Origin of the sequence: Streptomyces sp. NPDC048191 (assembly GCF_040652655.1) — a bacterium.
Classification (GTDB): domain Bacteria; phylum Actinomycetota; class Actinomycetes; order Streptomycetales; family Streptomycetaceae; genus Streptomyces.
Genome location: NZ_JBEZMO010000038.1, coordinates 46,197 through 61,756 on the forward strand (window position 1 = coordinate 46,197; position 15,560 = coordinate 61,756).

12 protein-coding genes and 4 pseudogenes are annotated in these 15,560 nt (G+C 65.2%); 7 read left to right on the forward strand and 9 right to left on the reverse strand.

The annotated features are described in order from the left end of the window. Positions 1-6: 6 nt before the first annotated feature. Genes AB0D93_RS36975 through AB0D93_RS36985 form a run of 3 tightly spaced genes read left to right on the forward strand, consistent with a single transcriptional unit; the run spans position 7 to position 2,800 of the window. A complete protein-coding gene (locus AB0D93_RS36975) occupies positions 7-1,092 on the forward strand; it encodes a hypothetical protein (protein WP_362129612.1) in 1,086 nt (361 codons plus the stop codon). Then, positions 1,089-2,048 carry an LLM class flavin-dependent oxidoreductase gene (locus AB0D93_RS36980; protein WP_362129615.1) on the forward strand — a complete coding sequence of 320 codons (960 nt, stop codon included), beginning with the start codon at positions 1,089-1,091 and terminating at the stop codon, positions 2,046-2,048. Before AB0D93_RS36975 ends, AB0D93_RS36980 begins: the two co-directional genes overlap by 4 nt. After that, positions 2,045-2,800 (forward strand): TylF/MycF/NovP-related O-methyltransferase, encoded by a 756-nt coding sequence (locus AB0D93_RS36985; RefSeq protein ID WP_362129618.1) that lies wholly within the window; start codon positions 2,045-2,047, stop codon positions 2,798-2,800. Before AB0D93_RS36980 ends, AB0D93_RS36985 begins: the two co-directional genes overlap by 4 nt. A 58-nt stretch (positions 2,801-2,858) precedes the next feature. On the opposite strand, the gene AB0D93_RS36990 is transcribed toward AB0D93_RS36985, so the two are convergent. Together AB0D93_RS36990 and aspS are read right to left on the reverse strand one after the other, a co-directional pair. Further along, on the reverse strand, positions 2,859-3,425 hold the full coding sequence (locus AB0D93_RS36990) for an amino acid transporter (protein WP_362129651.1): 567 nt from the start codon (positions 3,423-3,425) through the stop codon (positions 2,859-2,861). A gap of 127 nt (positions 3,426-3,552) precedes the next feature. Beyond that, positions 3,553-4,860, reverse strand: coding sequence for an aspartate--tRNA(Asn) ligase (gene aspS / locus AB0D93_RS36995; protein WP_362129621.1), 1,308 nt, complete (start codon positions 4,858-4,860; stop codon positions 3,553-3,555). A 412-nt stretch (positions 4,861-5,272) separates the two neighbouring features. Between aspS and AB0D93_RS37000 the strand changes: the two genes are divergently transcribed. Continuing rightward, positions 5,273-5,842, forward strand: a complete 570-nt coding sequence (locus AB0D93_RS37000) for an HD domain-containing protein (protein ID WP_362129624.1) — start codon at positions 5,273-5,275, stop codon at positions 5,840-5,842. Between the two features lie 10 nt (positions 5,843-5,852). Here AB0D93_RS37000 and AB0D93_RS37005 read toward each other — a convergent pair whose 3' ends face one another. Then, positions 5,853-6,320: an NUDIX domain-containing protein gene (locus AB0D93_RS37005; protein WP_362129627.1), complete on the reverse strand. Its 468-nt coding sequence runs from the start codon at positions 6,318-6,320 to the stop codon at positions 5,853-5,855. Positions 6,321-6,327: 7 nt separating this feature from the next. Then, entirely contained in the window at positions 6,328-7,077 is a 750-nt protein-coding gene (locus tag AB0D93_RS37010) for an XRE family transcriptional regulator (RefSeq protein ID WP_362129630.1), read from the reverse strand. 98 nt (positions 7,078-7,175) lie between these two features. Between AB0D93_RS37010 and AB0D93_RS37015 the strand changes: the two genes are divergently transcribed. After that, a complete protein-coding gene (locus tag AB0D93_RS37015) occupies positions 7,176-7,874 on the forward strand; it encodes a haloacid dehalogenase-like hydrolase (protein ID WP_362129633.1) in 699 nt (232 codons plus the stop codon). A 6-nt stretch (positions 7,875-7,880) separates the two neighbouring features. Here AB0D93_RS37015 and AB0D93_RS37020 read toward each other — a convergent pair. The 3 genes and pseudogenes from AB0D93_RS37020 to AB0D93_RS37030 form a co-directional block, all read right to left on the reverse strand. Beyond that, positions 7,881-8,631 (reverse strand): annotated as a pseudogene (locus AB0D93_RS37020) (transposase family protein). A 957-nt stretch (positions 8,632-9,588) separates the two neighbouring features. Further along, on the reverse strand, positions 9,589-11,178 hold the full coding sequence (locus tag AB0D93_RS37025) for a hypothetical protein (protein ID WP_362129636.1): 1,590 nt from the start codon (positions 11,176-11,178) through the stop codon (positions 9,589-9,591). 53 nt (positions 11,179-11,231) lie between these two features. Beyond that, positions 11,232-13,085: a hypothetical protein gene (locus AB0D93_RS37030; protein ID WP_362129639.1), complete on the reverse strand. Its 1,854-nt coding sequence runs from the start codon at positions 13,083-13,085 to the stop codon at positions 11,232-11,234. A 599-nt stretch (positions 13,086-13,684) separates the two neighbouring features. On the opposite strand from AB0D93_RS37030, the pseudogene AB0D93_RS37035 reads away from it, so the two are divergent. Then, a pseudogene (locus AB0D93_RS37035) lies at positions 13,685-14,389 on the forward strand (transposase family protein). 143 nt (positions 14,390-14,532) lie between these two features. Here the strand turns inward: AB0D93_RS37035 and AB0D93_RS37040 are convergent. Beyond that, positions 14,533-14,667: a hypothetical protein gene (locus AB0D93_RS37040; RefSeq protein ID WP_362129642.1), complete on the reverse strand. Its 135-nt coding sequence runs from the start codon at positions 14,665-14,667 to the stop codon at positions 14,533-14,535. Positions 14,668-14,760: 93 nt separating this feature from the next. Here AB0D93_RS37040 and AB0D93_RS37045 point away from each other — a divergent pair. Beyond that, positions 14,761-15,430: pseudogene (locus tag AB0D93_RS37045) on the forward strand (transposase); the annotation flags it as partial. Here the strand turns inward: AB0D93_RS37045 and AB0D93_RS37050 are convergent. Next, positions 15,428-15,518: pseudogene (locus tag AB0D93_RS37050) on the reverse strand (GNAT family N-acetyltransferase); the annotation flags it as partial. The pseudogenes AB0D93_RS37045 and AB0D93_RS37050 sit on opposite strands and share 3 nt — an antisense overlap. Positions 15,519-15,560 lie beyond the last annotated feature (42 nt).

A 15,560-nucleotide genomic window follows, 5' to 3' on the forward strand; every position in this document is an offset into this window, starting at 1 on the left:
AAACCCATGCCCTCTGGTACGTCGGTGCGGGAGCGTCCCATAGGCTCCCGCACCGCCCACACTGTCCGCATCGTCCGCACCGGCTCCTCGGGAGCCCTCGTCCGCATCGTCCGACGGCCCGACGGCACGCTCGTGGCCGTCAAGACCGCCCGAAACCCGCGAGTGCCCGCCACCCAGCAGGCCCAAGCCCGGGACGCCATCGTCCCCTACTTCGGCGCGAGGCTCCCTGAGGTCCTCTTCGCCGGTCACCACCACGGCAACGACACCCTCATCACCCGCTGTCCCTCGGTAACCACCCTGGCGGACCTCGCCCTCCGCCCCGGGCCCACCACCCAGGCAGCCGCAGTATGGGCCGAGGTGACCGAGGCACTATGCCGAGTGTGGCTCGAGTCCGCACGGCCCGGATTCGAACCCGCGCTGGCCACCAGAAAACACACACTGCGACTGGAACGTGCCCACCACGGCTTACATCGCGCCGTGCACCGCCTGCGACTGCCGATCGACGGCGGCCACCACATCATCGTCAACGGCACGGACAACGGATCCCTGGACCGGATGCTGCATCGGTTGGCAGCCCTCCGAACACCCACCATTCACGTCGCGTGCCACGGAGACCCTCAACCCCGCAACATCCTGCTCGACCACGCGAACCGGTGGCACCTGGTGGACTGGGAGTGGTCCGGCCACCACCAGGACTGGCGCATGATGACAAGCCACCTCGTCGGCTGGTGGTACGTCGAGAGCCTCCTGGCCGGCACACACGGCCGCCTCACTCCTACAGGCTCCGCACTCGATCTCAGCTACAGCACTCCAGCCCCGGCCGTTCTGTCCAGGTGGACCGCCCCGGCGGTGCGCGCCTTCCGGAGGATGAGTCGGCCCGGGGAACTGGAACAGGACCTCGGCGCGCTCGCTGTTCACACCGCGATGCTCCTGCTCCGGGAAATACCCCAGGTCATCGTGGGCGGGAGGCACCACCTGTTCGCTCCGCTCCTGGGCGAGGCGGCCCGGATCCTCGACTGCTCGTACTCCGACCGTCCGCACCCGCTGCTGGAGCCCTTCGCCTACCCGCAGACCGACGGGAGCCCGATGTGATCACGATCGGTCTGGCACTACCCCACTACGACGGTTTCTTCCCTACCCCAGAGGTCACCAAAGCGCACCGGACGCGCAAGGCACTGGCCTACGCACAAAGAGCCGAGCAGTCCGGACTGCACCAGGTCTGGGTATCGGACCATCTCTGGCTCGATGTCGCCCCTCAAGACCGCCGCCACTCGCCGGACTGCTGGACGTTGCTGGCCGCGATCGCCGCGACCACCAGCCGCATCCGGCTCGGATCCCTGGTCACCCCCGCACCGCTGCGCGAACCCGAACTGCTCGTCCATCAGATCGCCACGGTCGCCGATCTCGCCGGAGAACGCCTAGCCATCGGGCTCGGAGCCGGCTGGAACCCCGCCGAATTCACGGCGGCGGGCCGTCCGTTTCCCGCAGCCGCCGACCGGCTCGCCAGCGTGGAACGGACCGCCGCCCTGATCCGTACCGAGCTGGGTCCCACGTCACCACCGGTGTGGGTAGGGGGCAAACGCAGCGGCATTCTGGGCGTCGCCGCACGCGTGGCCGACGGCTGGAACCTGGCCTGGAACCCCACCCCTGCCGACTACCGACGGTGCCTGGCCCGGCTGAACGCGGCACAGCCGTCGCAACGGACGAGCGCCCCGATCCTCCGTTCAGTCGGGCTCACCACCGTCATCGGAACCGACGAAGCCGATCTCTACCAGCGATGGACCAAGCTGCGCCGTTGGGTGCCAGGCGGCCACCTCGACGGTCTCCCCTTCGACACGTGGCGCAGCCGGGGGCTGATCGGTACTCCGGACGAGGTGCACAACCGGCTCACCGCGTGGGAGAACCTCGGGGTCGACCACGTCGTGTGCGCCCTTGGCATGCCCTTCGGTCTGTTCGACGACGAGCAGATCGACCTGCTCACGGCCGCAGCGCGCCGGGCCGGAGCCAGCACCACCGCCAAGCCACTCACCCAGGAGGGAACAACATGATCGACCTTCCCGATTCGGCCGCAGCGTTCCAGCACGAACAGGACTTTCTCCTGACCTGTGGTCCCAGCCGTATCGGCAAGATGCTCGCGCTCTACGACATCTACCAGCGGATCCGCCCAGTCCCCGGTGCGATCGTCGAGTGCGGCGTCTTCCGCGGGGGATCGTTCACCATGTGGGCGATGCTGCGGCACCTGCTGGAAACCGAGCACACCCGGTCCCTCATCGGCTTCGATACGTTCGGGGAGTTCCCCAGTAGCCGCGCCGAACCCGACCAACGCATCGTCGACCACATCCAGCAGGTCGCCGGCCTCGACTGCATCGGAGCGGACCAGCTCCAGGAGACCCTGGGCCGACGCGGCCGCGGACTCGAAGCGAACACGACGCTGGTCCCGGGCGACGTCTGCGAGACAGTCCCCCAGTACGTCGCCGACCATCCCGAACTCGCCATCTCCCTGCTCGTGATCGACACCGACCTCTACGAGCCAGCCGTCACCTGCCTCACCGAACTCGTTCCTCTGGTGTCCCCGGGCGGCATCGTGATCGTGGACAACTACGGGGTCTTCCCCGGCGAGACCAGGGCCTTCCGCGAGTACCTGGCAGCCCACCCGAGCACGCGGCTGGAGCAGCCCGCCCACACCGGGCACCTCATGCACTTCTCCCCCTCTGTGGCAGCAGCCCTGCCGAACCAGCCGCCCCCCGAAGACCAGGCTGCCCGGGATTCGGCGGTGGGGCACAGCCGCGTCGTTCGGTAGCCCCGAGGAACTCACGAGTTTGGTACCCAGGAACTGGCATCGGGGCGAGATCCACCTCTCAGGTTCGGCCTGCCGACATAAGACGTCTCCGCCAGGGGTGGTCCGGGGCGATCACCGCGATCGAGTCCGCTAGCCAGACGCGTTGTGGTTCGTCCAGTAGGGGAAGTACCGCTTCGAAGTCGGTCTCGTCCTTGTCCCGTGTCGCCTTCGCCTTGTAGAAGAGCTGCACTTCCGGCGCCAGGTAGGGGATGCCGGTCGGGCTCGTCCGCCCCATTCGCTCGAGCGGAAGCCGAACCCGCCGGGTGCGGCGCGAGACCCAATGGGCGCCCTCGGCCTCGTCCAGCATGAGCTGCACTGACCAGGGCGCCTCAGGCGTGCGCCGACACCAGATGTCGTGGAGGGGCTGTTCAAGCGCCTCTCCGGAACGCCAGGGCCGCAGCCGCCCCACGCCAGGTGGGTCCGCAACGTGCATGTCCCAGTCGCTCAGCACGTCTCGCACGAGAACTTGGTCGCGGCGGAGGACCAGGACGTCGAGATCGCCGTGCGGGCGTAGCTCGCGACCGACGGCCAATTCGATGGCATACCCGCCGGCGATCCACCACGGGAAGGCGGCCTTGGCGAACATCACGGCCAGATCTTCTGGACGAGCCGGCACCCAGCGCCCCAGTTGGTGAACACTCACCCGTCCATGCTCTCAGTGGACGAGGCTCTGCAAAGGAAACCCGACGAGGCTGGCGAAATGCAGCAGCGGGTTACGGGGTAAGCCGGTTGGGTCCGCGGAAGAGGAAGGTGGCCTCGCGGATCGACTCCAGGCCGAGCAGCACCATCAGTACCCGTCCCAGGCCCATGCCCAGGCCTCCGTGGGGCGGGCATCCGTACCGGAACGCGTCGAGGTAGTCCCGCAGCGGCTCGGGACTCATACCTTTCTCGGCGGCTTGCCTCAGCAGCACCTCGTAGCGGTGCTCGCGCTGGGCACCGGTGGTGATCTCCAGGCCCCTCCACAGCAGGTCGAAGCTCAGGGTCAGGCTCGGGTCGTCGGCCGGCCGCATGTGGTAGAAGGGCCGGATGCTCACGGGGTAGTGCGTGACGAACACGAACTCGTGGCCCGTGGCCTGCTGGATGTGGGCGCCGACGCGTCGCTCGCCCTCCGGGTCCAGGTCCTCCTTGACGCTTTCCGGGTCCCAGCCGCTCTTGCGCAGGATGTCGTGCGCCTCGGCCATGGGGATACGGGGGAAGGGCGTCGTAGGGACGGTGATCTCCACGCCGTACTGTTCCCGGACGGCTGCGCCGTGGGTGTCGGTGACCTTGGTGATGGCGTGGGCGAGCATCTGTTCCTCGAACGCCATGACGTCCTCGACGCCGTCGATCCAGGCCAGCTCGACGTCGATCCCGGTGAACTCGGTGGCGTGCCGGGAGGTGAACGAGGGCTCGGCGCGGAAGACGGGGCCGATCTCGAAGACCTTCTCAATGCCGGCCGAGATAGCCATCTGCTTGTAGAACTGGGGCGACTGGGCCAGGTAGGCGCTGCGGCCGAAGTAGCCGAGCTCGAAGACCTCCGCGCCGGACTCCGAGGCGGTGCCCATCAGCTTGGGAGTGTGCATCTCCGTGGCACCCTGCGCATAGGCGTACTCGCGCATGCCCTGCTCCAGGGTGGTCTGCACAGCGAACATCAGCTGGGCGGCGGGACGGCGGCGCACGTCCAGGAACCGCCAGTCCAGCCGGTGTTCGATACCAGTCTGTTCGTCGATCGGCAGGGGGACGGCGGCCTGGTTCAGGACCTCGACGGCCTCTGGGATGATCTCCAGCCCGCCGAGTTTGACCTTGGCGCCCACGACACGGCCGGTGATCTTGATGGCGGACTCTGGGGTGAGGGCTTCGAGCTGGGCCTCAAGCGGCCCGTCGTCACGCTTGTGGGTCACCTGCACCAGGCCGGTGTTGTCCCGGACGATGACGAATTGGACCTTGCTCATCAGGCGCAGGCTGTTCACCCATCCGCGGACGGTGACGGTACGGCCGATGTGTTCTCGCAGGTCGGAGATGTGTACGCGGCTGCGGATCATTTCGGTCCTCCAAAGGACGGTGCCATGATCCCTTGGGAGTGCGGGCGAGGAGGGCAACTCGCGGTGCCACCGCACTTTCGCCGCCACGAGGATGGCGGCCTCATTCCGGGCCCGGTGACGGGGGCCGGCCGGCGGGGCATGGGGCCACCCAGCGGGGCCGTTCCTCCCCGCGCTCGGGAGGGTCTTCACCTCGGGGTGCGAGACCGCCTTCCCAGCTGCCGGCGGTTCTCTCGGCTCACGTGATCCCTGGCTACTCGTCTCCGTCAACGCGTCGCCCGGAAGAATACGGACGCCACGATCGCGTCCGCAATCGAGAAGCGCTTCGGTGACTCCCGCAGTGTCCACGCTTCACGGTTGCCCACGATCACGGAAGGCCAAGACGCCGTCGCCATTGCCGCCATATCCTCCCCATGTGGGGACGACCAACGTTGACTGGGCGTATGGACTGGCTGGGGAGCTGCTGAGCAGCAGCCTTCCGCGCAGGTGGGCACACACGCAGGGCGTTGCCGCTTGCGCCCGGATGCTGGCGCCGCTGGTCGGTGACAGCGCCGAGGTTCTGGAGGCCGCTGCGGTGCTACATGACATCGGCTATGCGCCCCCGCTTGTCTCTACCGGATTCCATCCGCTGGACGGGGCACGGTACCTCCGGGACGTGCACACGGCGGAGGAAAGGGTTGTCCGCTTGGTCGCGAACCACTCGTACGCCCTGCTGGAAGCCGAGGAGCGTGGTCGACGAGACGAGCTGGCCGACGAGTTCCCCCTCCTGGGTGATCCGCTCCTGGTGGACGCTCTGGTCTACTGCGACATGACCACGACGCCGGACGGCCGGCGGACGACCTCCCATGAGCGGCTGCACGAGATCTTGGACCGCTACGGCGAGGACAGCGTGGTGGGGCGTTTCATTCGCCGAGCCGCGCCGCACATCCACGCGAGTGTGGATCGGGTGCGGGCGGCCGCGGTCGAGGCCGACGTCAAGCTGTGAATGCGAACCGTCACCCGAGGTAGGGGTAGGTTCCAGTGAGGTAGTGGCCGATCTGCTCGTGCATGCTCGTGTGGATGTCCAGCGTGTGCAGGTCGTCCGGGTGGACCCAGCGCACGCCGTCGGCCTCGTCGTTGACTGTGGGCTTGCCGCCGACGGGGCGGCCGATGTACACGGCCTCGTACTGCTGCCGGATCTCGCCGTCGGTGTACTCGATGATGTGGTCCGGGTTGGAGTAGACGCCGAGGAAGCCGGTGACCTCCGCGACGATGCCGGTCTCCTCCTCACACTCGCGAACGGCACACTGTGCCGGGCTCTCGCCGATGTCCTGGGCTCCGCCGGGCAGGGCCCACTGGCCGGTGTCGCGGCGTCGCTGGAGGAGGATGGCGCCTTCGTCGTCGACCACGAGCAGGTTGCTGGCGGGGATGAGGGTGTTGGCCTTGGGGGCCTTGGGGTCGTGGTAGTACTCGGTCCTGCCCACGGTGGTGCTACTCCTGACTGTCGGGCGCCCAGGGGCGCGCGGATTCCCACACGGCCTCGAAGCTATCGCTGTACCGCTGGAACCACTCCCCTCCGTCGGTGTTACGGAGTTGGAGTAGCGGGTTGGCGCTGGCCGGCTGGCCCCAGATGTGCGGGTTGATCATGAGGTGGTCGTCGTATCGGAAGATCGAGTTGTAGAGCGTCGTGTCGTGAAGGCGTACCTCACAGCCCGGGTAGCCGACGAGGTCGCGGTAGTACGTGAGGGACGCCTTGATCTTGGCCGCGAGCGTGTCTCCGATCCCCTCCTCCCTGCCCCTGACACGGACCGCCTCCCCTTCCGGATCGCCGAAGCACAGCCGGACACGAACTCCTGCCTGCGCCCTTGCCTGGAGCATCCTCGCGATGTGCGGGTTCGTCTGCGCGAAGAAGGTCCCTGAGAAGACGAGTACGTCAACCTGCTTCATGGTCGCCAGGAGCAAGGACAGCCACACATCACGGGGGACGCTCGCCCGGTTGGCATAGGTGTCGACGAGTTCCGAGCGGGCCGTACCGGGCCGTTGAGCTCCCTGGCCGTTCTCCGGCCACAGGTATGTCTCGTCGACGCTCAGTAGGTTCGCGACCGTCCAACGGTGCCGGCGGTGGGGGACCCGACCACCGACCCACCGGCTGGCGGTCTTGGGGTCCACGTCACAGGCTTCGGCCAACTCCTCCACGGTCAGGCCGCGTTGCACGAGCGCAGAGCGCAGTCGTTCGTTCACTCAGGCGAGCCAACCGGACTGTGACGGCAGGCCGCAAGTGTGATGAGCCCGCCGGACACGGTTGTGGCCAGAACTGTTCGTACGCCTAGGCTGGCCCGGTGCCACTGATCGTGCTCTGGGACATCGACCACACCCTCATCGAGAACTCCGGCGTCAGCAAGGAGATCTACGCTGCCGCGTTCGAAGGCGTCGCCGGTCGTGCCGCCGACCTCCCGGCCCGCACCGAGGGCCGGACCGACCGACTGATCCTCGCGGGGATGTTCCGGGACCACGGTATGGAGCCACCGGAGTGGACGTTGATCCAGCCCGCCTTGGAAGCCGCCGGCGCAGCGCGGGAGGCTGATCTCGCCCGTCGTGGCCGAGCGCTTCCCGGTGTTCGTGAGGCGCTCACTACAGTGGCGGCCGAGCCCGGCCTGATCTCCTCAGTCCTGACCGGGAACATCCAGGCCAATGCCCGCGTCAAACTCAGGGCCTTCGGGCTGGACAGACTGGTCGATTTGGGGTGCGGGGCGTACGGAGCGGACGCGACGGACCGGGCAGATCTGGTCGACGTCGCGCGAGGCCGTGTCCATGCCGCCTATGGCACCCCGCCCGAGACGCCCGTGGTCCTCATCGGCGACACCCCGCGTGATGTCCAGGCCGCCCTCGACTCCGGCGCGCACGTGATCGCCGTGGCCTCCGGTGTCCACAGCACAGACGAACTGAAACAGGCCGGAGCGACCACCGTGCTCACCGACCTCACGGACACCGCCGCCCTGATCCGCCACCTACGGACGCTGGCACACGCCGAACACTGAGCGTTTTCAGCGTTGACGCTCCAGGGTGAGGACAGCGGCGGAGATTGACGACAGGCGGTTGGGGCTGCAACGGGCTCTGCGGAAGATGCGCCAGGACTTCAGCCTCGCGACGCTTCGTTCGACTGGGGCTCGCGCTGCTGACAGGGCTCGGTTGATCGTCCGTTGGGTCGCGTCGAGGTCCTGGTGCGGGAGCCGTCTGATCGGCGTGGTCACCCAGGGGCCGGCGCCGATGTAGGCGCGGTCGGCGAGGACGGGAACGCCTCGGCGTTCGCAGATCCGGATGATGCGGTGGGTGCGGGCCGCGGTCAGATCGTGGGTGCGGCCCGGCAGTGCGGGCGAGAGCCACAGCAGCTTGCCCGTGGGATCGGCCACGACCTGCACGTTCACGCCGTGGCGGCGGTGCTTCTGGGAGAAGTCCGCCCGGCTGTCGCCGACCCGGTCGCACTCGGTGAGGGTCCCGTCGAGCAGGACGTGCTCGGGATCGGCCTCCCGCAGGACTCGCAGCAGGCCGGGCGCCCGGCGGGACAGGTGATCGACGAGGGCCGTCACGTAGGCGTGGGCGGTGCCGACGGATATGCCGAAGCCAGCGGCGATCCGCGCGAGTGGGTCGTGCCGGGCGAAGGTAGATCAAGCCGACGAGAGCACGCTGTTGAGGCGGGAGCTTGCACTGGCGGTCACCCTCGCGGGTGACGATGAGCATGGTTACCCACTCGACCTGGGCGTGAGGCAGGTCGAGTGCGGCAGGATAGGGAACCAACGAGGCTCCTGCGCTGATGAGTTGAGACGTCGAACACCTTACTCAACGGCACAGGAGCCTCGTGCGTTGCGGACGTCGGCCTCGTCACCCGGTCAGCGGCTCCCCTGAACGCGCTCACTGTCCGGGTCCGATGGACCGTGCAGGGGGTCTCCGCACTGTCCGGCTGTCCGGTTATGTCTCTCACCTGCGCCAACACTCCGGGACAGCCGGAATTGAGGCTGTCCGGGGTGTCCGGGTCGGGGAGGACGCACTCAGACGTCGCGTACAAGTCAGGCTTGGGAAAGACCCGGTTCGCCACTTCAATGTGCGCTCACGCCTCGCCCGTGTTCGCCATACCCGCAGAATCTTGGCGTCCACCGTCCCGCTGTTTGGGTGGTGCAGGAAGAACTTCTCGCATTCAGGGTTCGTCGCATTGATCCACCACCATCTGAACTCGCCTAATCCTTTGACCATCAGACCCTCATCAGTGTGGTTGAGCAGACCGTACAACACTCAACTGACAACGAAGACGCACCACATCTCAGGTGCCAACTGAGGTCCATGCGGCTGTAACACCCCGGGCACGCTGCGGTTACTGCTTCAGCAATGCGCCGCCATTTGTCCTGGCCAGCATGCCTGTTGCGACTCTTGTGCACTGACGCTACATCAGGGCGTGGCGGTTCATGCCCCACGTAATCTGGCGCATTGAGCCTGCCATGGCGCGGGATATCAAAGCAGGGCGGTGGGCCGAAGCACATCTGAAGTACGTAGGAGGGGCCGGCGTTGCCCGGAGTGTTGCAGCACGTCGGCGAAGCCGACCGCTCGATGAGGGCAGGAGCCGGAGGCGATTCCCGATCTTCTCGGCCCGCAAACGGGTGGCGAACTGGGTGACCCTGGGAGATGGGCCCCGCTGGTGTGCCGACTGCCCGGTCGCCAGCTGCGGACTTGGCCGAAAGATCAAGGTCTCTAGCTGGTGTGCTACTCCTTCTCAGGTCGTGCGGATTCATAGCCACCAAGGTCGTTCAAGGCATGAGCGAAACCCCCTGCTCCTTGGTACTTGCGCAAGAAGGAACGGACTGCGTCCCTTCCTGCCTTGTCGGCGAATCCGTTGAGGAAATCTATTGCGTCACTACGTCCGGTTCGCTGGCGATGCCCCTCCTCGATGTTTGCCGGAAGGGAAGGAGTCCAGTCAGTCCCGTCAGCGATCGCTGCGAGAGTCCTAGCGAATCCCCACTTATAGGAATTACGTTTCGAGAGGGCGTCTCCCTCTTCGTGAGCTCGGCCGATCTCCTCCATTACTTTCAGCAAGCCCTGCATATAGAGTGTTCCCACGCCGATTGCGCCAGCGACCGGTGCCGGAGTCTCCCAGACTTCACCCAACTCTCCGGCATCCCAGGACGCCGTCGCCATGGATATGAGGTCGACCAAAGTTGGAGTCTTACCGGGAAGAGTCGACTGGTAGCCGCCTTTGTCGTTCAAGGCGCGGACGAAACCAACTGAGCCTTGATACCTCCGCAGGAAGGCGCGTACGGCGTCCTGGCCCGCACTGTTCGCCAGCTTTTCGATCGCCCGGATCGCCTGATTCCGACCTAGGCGCTGCTGGGTTCCCTCCTCGATATTGCCTGGCAGAGAAGGCGTCCAATCCGTTCCATCGGCCAGCGCGGCAAGCGTCTTGGCGAAGCCCCACCGATAGGCGTTCCGTTTGGCGAGAGTATTACCTTCTTCGTGAGCCTTGCCCATCTCGGACATTACCTTGAGTACCCCTTGGACAAAGATCGTCCCGCCGCTTGGCGCTCCCCCGATTTCCTCCCATCGGTCGAGTTCGCCGAGCTGATAGGCATTCTTGGCCAACTCGACGAGTTCAGACGTTTCCTCTTCCGGTTGCGGCTTCTCGGGAAATTTCGGCAGTTTAGTGCGAACGGCTTCCTGAAGCAGACGTCGCGCCTCCTCATCCTGCACCGCGCTTTCCCGCGCCGCGCCCTGCACCCTCAGTGGTGCCGCCGTTTCCCGGACGTGTGCCTGCACATCCGGGTAGCCCAGAACATCGCCATAGAAGGGAACTGTTCCACGTCTTGTTGGTGGCGTTGACGGGCGAGATATCTCGACCACTTCGGGATCAAAGTCATCCGCCTTGTAGATCACCGGTGCCGGAATCTCCACCACCTCGGGCTCGAAGTCCTCGGCCGTGTAGACCGTTACCGGCGATCCCTGCTGATCCGCCCCTTGGAAAGTGCCCGACCCGTTATCGTCTACCGCGACTGGTTTTCGCCGCACCGATTTCTGGGCCTCTTCACCCTGCGTGGCCTGCAGTCTTAACGGTGTCGCGGATTCCTGGCCGTATGCCGACGCATCCGGATAGTCCAGAACATCGCCGTAGAAAGGCTCTGGCCCAGGCCTTGGTGGTGGCGCTGACGGGCGAGATATCTCGACCACTTCGGGATCAAAGTCATCCGCCTTGTAGATCACCGGTGCCGGAATCTCCACCACCTCGGGCTCGAAGTCCTCGGCCGTGTAGACGGTTACCGGCGACGTCTCGTCAGGGTGAGACTCTTGGGGAGTTTCCGGCATGCGTTGACCGTCCACCTTTCGCCCCTCATCATGCAACGTGCACTACGAGGCTCTTATAGACCGCCATTGGAGCCGGGGCGATTGAGATTCAACTCCAGCTCTTCAAGCGGTCGATAAATCTCGGCATAGGCGTCAGCACGCTCCTTCGGATCCTGAATACCGTCCAGCGCTCGCTGGACCAGCTCGTTGCGCTTGTTCTCCAGCTCCGACGCCTTCGCGTCCGTCGCCTGCTTCTCCAGCGCGTACGAGTCGAGAGCATCGACCTGCCCCAAGAGAGCCTCGGCAATAAGGCTGTCAGTTCGCAGCGCGACCGTTTCATCGCCGAGGACAACCCCGTCCACAGGGTTCCCATCTTGCTGCCCCAAGGGACCGCCCTTGAATCGGTAGACGAACGTATCGTCTGGAGGTGGATACTCGCCGCTGTTTTGGTCAATAGCTGCTGGGCTCACGTTCATGGTTTGACCGTCCTGACTGAACCCAAGTGTCTCGAGCACCGGGACGGGCTGGTCCTGGTGATCAAATGCGACCGACGCAAGCTTCAGGATCTGCTGCATGACCGGGACCAGGTTGCCGTCAGCGATCAAAGAACGGAGAAAAGGACGCAACCCGGATAGCGATGCCTCTTGCCAGCTGCCGAGCCTGCCGTTGTCGAACCCCACCCGTAGCTCGACCAAATGGACTCGCGTGCGAAACTCTTGGTTGAGTTCACGGAAGACAAAATTGAGAGTCCGACGCATATTAACATTGCGGACGGTCCGCACAGTGAGTGCCTCGTCTCCCGTCTCTGCGACGCTCTCCGCAGTAGATGACACCGTAATCTGGCGGGAGTCGTTTGCCTGATTCGTGTGCTCGATCAACGTGTTCGAAACCTGTTTCGCGAACTGTTGACGCGATGCGTGCGTCTCCGTGGTATCGCTGGCACCGCCACCCCCGCCGACACTGAAGAATCCAAAATCGATCCCTCCGCCACCGTGCGCATCCCACGAGAATTTTTCGACAGTGTCATCGAGAACAGAATCACTCTGCTCGTTGTTGAGCTGCGAGTTGAAGCGGTCTGCCGCCTCCTGACTGTAGGAGTCCACAATGCTCGACGCTTGACTCTCTTGCTGTCGTGCCGTGCGCCAGTTCCGGATGGTGATATCAGAACTCTCGCCCGGGAACAACGTGAACGTTCGAACTGTCCGCCCGAGTCCAAAGTTTCCCGGAAGCGAACTGATCGCGTGGACTTCGATCAGGAAAAGTGTTGGAATCGGCGCATCCGCTGCCCGGACGGAGACCAATTCCGTCTGGCCTGTCCATGACTTTCGTGGCAGCAAAAAAACACCGGTCTCGAGGGCTGCGAACAGATCGCGTAGTTCAGGTATGAGTGGAGGAGGTTGAGGCTGGGGACTTGTCCCCGGCCCGGGATGGGGGGCTGGCGCTGGAGGCAGCGTCCCTGGCCCCGCCGCCCCACCGTCGATCGGCGGAACAGGCGGTCGAACCCCAATCCTGAGCACTTGCCGTGAGTCGCCCAGCACCGCAGCAGTCGGCGCCCCCGCCGCTGCTGTACGGGCAAGCACCTGTTGCGCAGTGACCTGCCATATCGCCCGCCTTGCGTCCCGACCGGAAGCGATCGAGCCGTCCGCGGCGCCCTCACGAAGCACGGTGACCGCCTCATCAAGCGCAGCCAGTTCCGCAGCCGTGGCTCCCGATTCATAGAGCTTCCGTCTAAACAGTTCCGCCGCCGCTACTGGATCGAACGTATACGTCGCTCCTCCGGGCCGGCTCTCCAGGCTGATCACCTTAGCAATGTCTTCACCCGCATCTATCGCAGCCTGGGTGAAGTCCTGATCGCTGAGTCCCAGATTCATACGGACGAATCTGCGGCCGCTCTGAAACCCGGGAAGCGGCACGTCATAGTTGATCACAGCTGGTTTTCCGTCGGATTTTCCAAATCGAGTGGTTCGATTGGCATCTGCGCCACGGGACATGCCCATTCGCCTCCGAATACGGCGGATATGCTGGGAGAAGTCGCGGTGGCTAAAGCGACACTGTGGGCGTCGGAACGGCAGGACGTCGAACGTCCACTGCAGCCACGCGTTACCCCACTCGCCTCCTTGATGAACATCTCACTGAGACCGACCACCGTCAAATGGATCAACGTGCCCGGCGGAGAAGGAGCAGATTCTTGACTGCGTATGCTTTGCCTGGGACCGCTCCGCCCAAGTCATGCATTTGAGTGTGAAGTAGTGTCAACAAGCTGACTGATGACGTCTCAGGGCACAATGGGGGACCGCTTGGTGCCTTCAAATTATGTGCAGGGCGGTCAGTTCGCCGGCCACCGGCGCCGTCGCTCGGGACGAAGTGGCCGCAAGGGCCGGACACCAGTCACCGAAACGTCATGGGTCACTGAGGCCTTTCAGTGAGGGCGCCGGTCGGGTGACAGCGACCTTGGCCACAACGCACAAGGTTCCCGTGCCGTTGAGGAAGGTATTCGAAGTATCAACCCATCGGCACAGGAGCCTTGTTGGTCCCTCATCCTGTCGCACTCGACCCTCCTCATGCGCTCATCGAGTGGGTCACCATACTCATCGTCACCCGCGAGGCTGGCCGCCGCTGCAAGCTCCCACCGCACCAGCGTGCCCTGGTCGCTCTGGGGTATCTGCGCAAGCACGAGCCCTTCGCACGATCGCCACTGGCTTCGGTATCTCGATCGACATCGCGCATGCCTACACCAACGCGGTCATCGAGCTGCTGGCCGCCCGTGCCCCGGGTCTGTTGTGTGCTCTGCGTGAGGCGGACCCCGAGTTCGTCCTGCGGGATGGCAGCCTGGCCGAGTGCGACCCTGTCGGTGACGGCCGGGCCGACTACTCGGCCAAACACCGTCGGCACGGGGTGAACGTGCAGGTGGTCACCCCCGATGGCGAGGTGCTGTGGCTGTCTCCTGCCCTGCCGGGACGCTGCCACGATCTGACCGAGATACGCGCCCACCGGATCATGAGGATCTGCGAGCGCCAAGGCGTGCCGATCCTGGCCGATCGCGCCTACATCAGTGCCGGTACTGACCCTCACCGAACAGACCGTCAACCGGGCGCTGTCGATGGCGCGGACCCCGGTCGAGCGTGGAGTCGCCCGTCTGAAGTCCTGGCGGATCTTCCGCAGAGCGCGGTGCAGCCCGAATCGAATGACGTCAATCGCAGCAGCCGTCCTCACACTGGAGCGGGAACACTGAAAGACCTCAGTGCCGTCCGAGGCCTTTCGGGCTCCTAATGCGGCAAGCGCCAAAAGGGCGGATAGTGCCTCCGCCGCAATTCAGGGACCCTTTCCGAGGCGAAACCGCTGGTGGCGGCAGACGAGTCGGGCTGTACGCCAGATTCAATTGGTCCCGGCGTTGTATCGATGGTCGCCGAAGAATCCGATGACGAGCTGACCGCTCCTGTTGGTGTCGTCGAGATAGTGCAGTCGCGGCGCAGGAGGAGCACCGTCACCGATGCGGATGTGCTCGAGCATCACAGCCTTACCTGAGGAGTCGATGTGCTCAGGGACGCGGAGGGTTCGTTGTGCCTTACCTCGGGGGCTGCTGCTGGCGGTCTGTCCCTCACTGAGGGCGCCTCATTTCAACCCATAAAGACTTGGAAGACCTCTCGAGATCCCAACTACGCGGCCAAGAAGGCCCGCGTCGAGCATCTCTACGCGATCGCCGACGGCGAGGTCATACCCGAGGACGGCGAACCCGAAGTGGTCTTACGCGCTGACGAGTTCGGGCCGCTCAACCTCCAGCCCCACCCCCGAGCGGCAGTGGGCCGAGCATGGCGGGAAGCACAAGACCCCCCACCGCGAGCCGCGCCCGCGGGCGACCTAGACCCGCCCACACGGGGTCCGCCACCTGTTCGCCGCCTACGACCTGGGCAAAGACCAGCTTTACGGCCACATCAAGCCGAGAAAGCACCGTACGAGGTTCCTGGAGTTCTGCCGTTACCTGCGCAGCCTCTACCCGCCCAACGTCCGCATCGCGATCGTCCTGGACAACTTCTCTCCGCACCTGAGCACGAAGAAGGACACCCGGCTCGGCGAGTGGGCCGCGGCCAACAACGTCCAATTCGCCTACACCCCGACCAACAGTTCGTGGCCGAACCGCATCGAGGCCCAGTTCACCGCCCTGCGCTACTTCGCCCTGGACGGCACCGACCAAGCCACCCACAAGGAGCAGGGCAGCGTGATCCGCCGCTACGTCATCTGGCGGAATAAGCACGCCGCCGACGAACGACTACGCACGATCCCGGGCCTCGGACTCTTCGGAGCACGAGCCGCTGGGTCCTGATCCGGGCAGGTGGCCAGGTGACGGGTCCAAGGTCGGTCACGGCGGGCGCCGTATCTGACGCCCGCCGGGCAGGAGCCTGAAC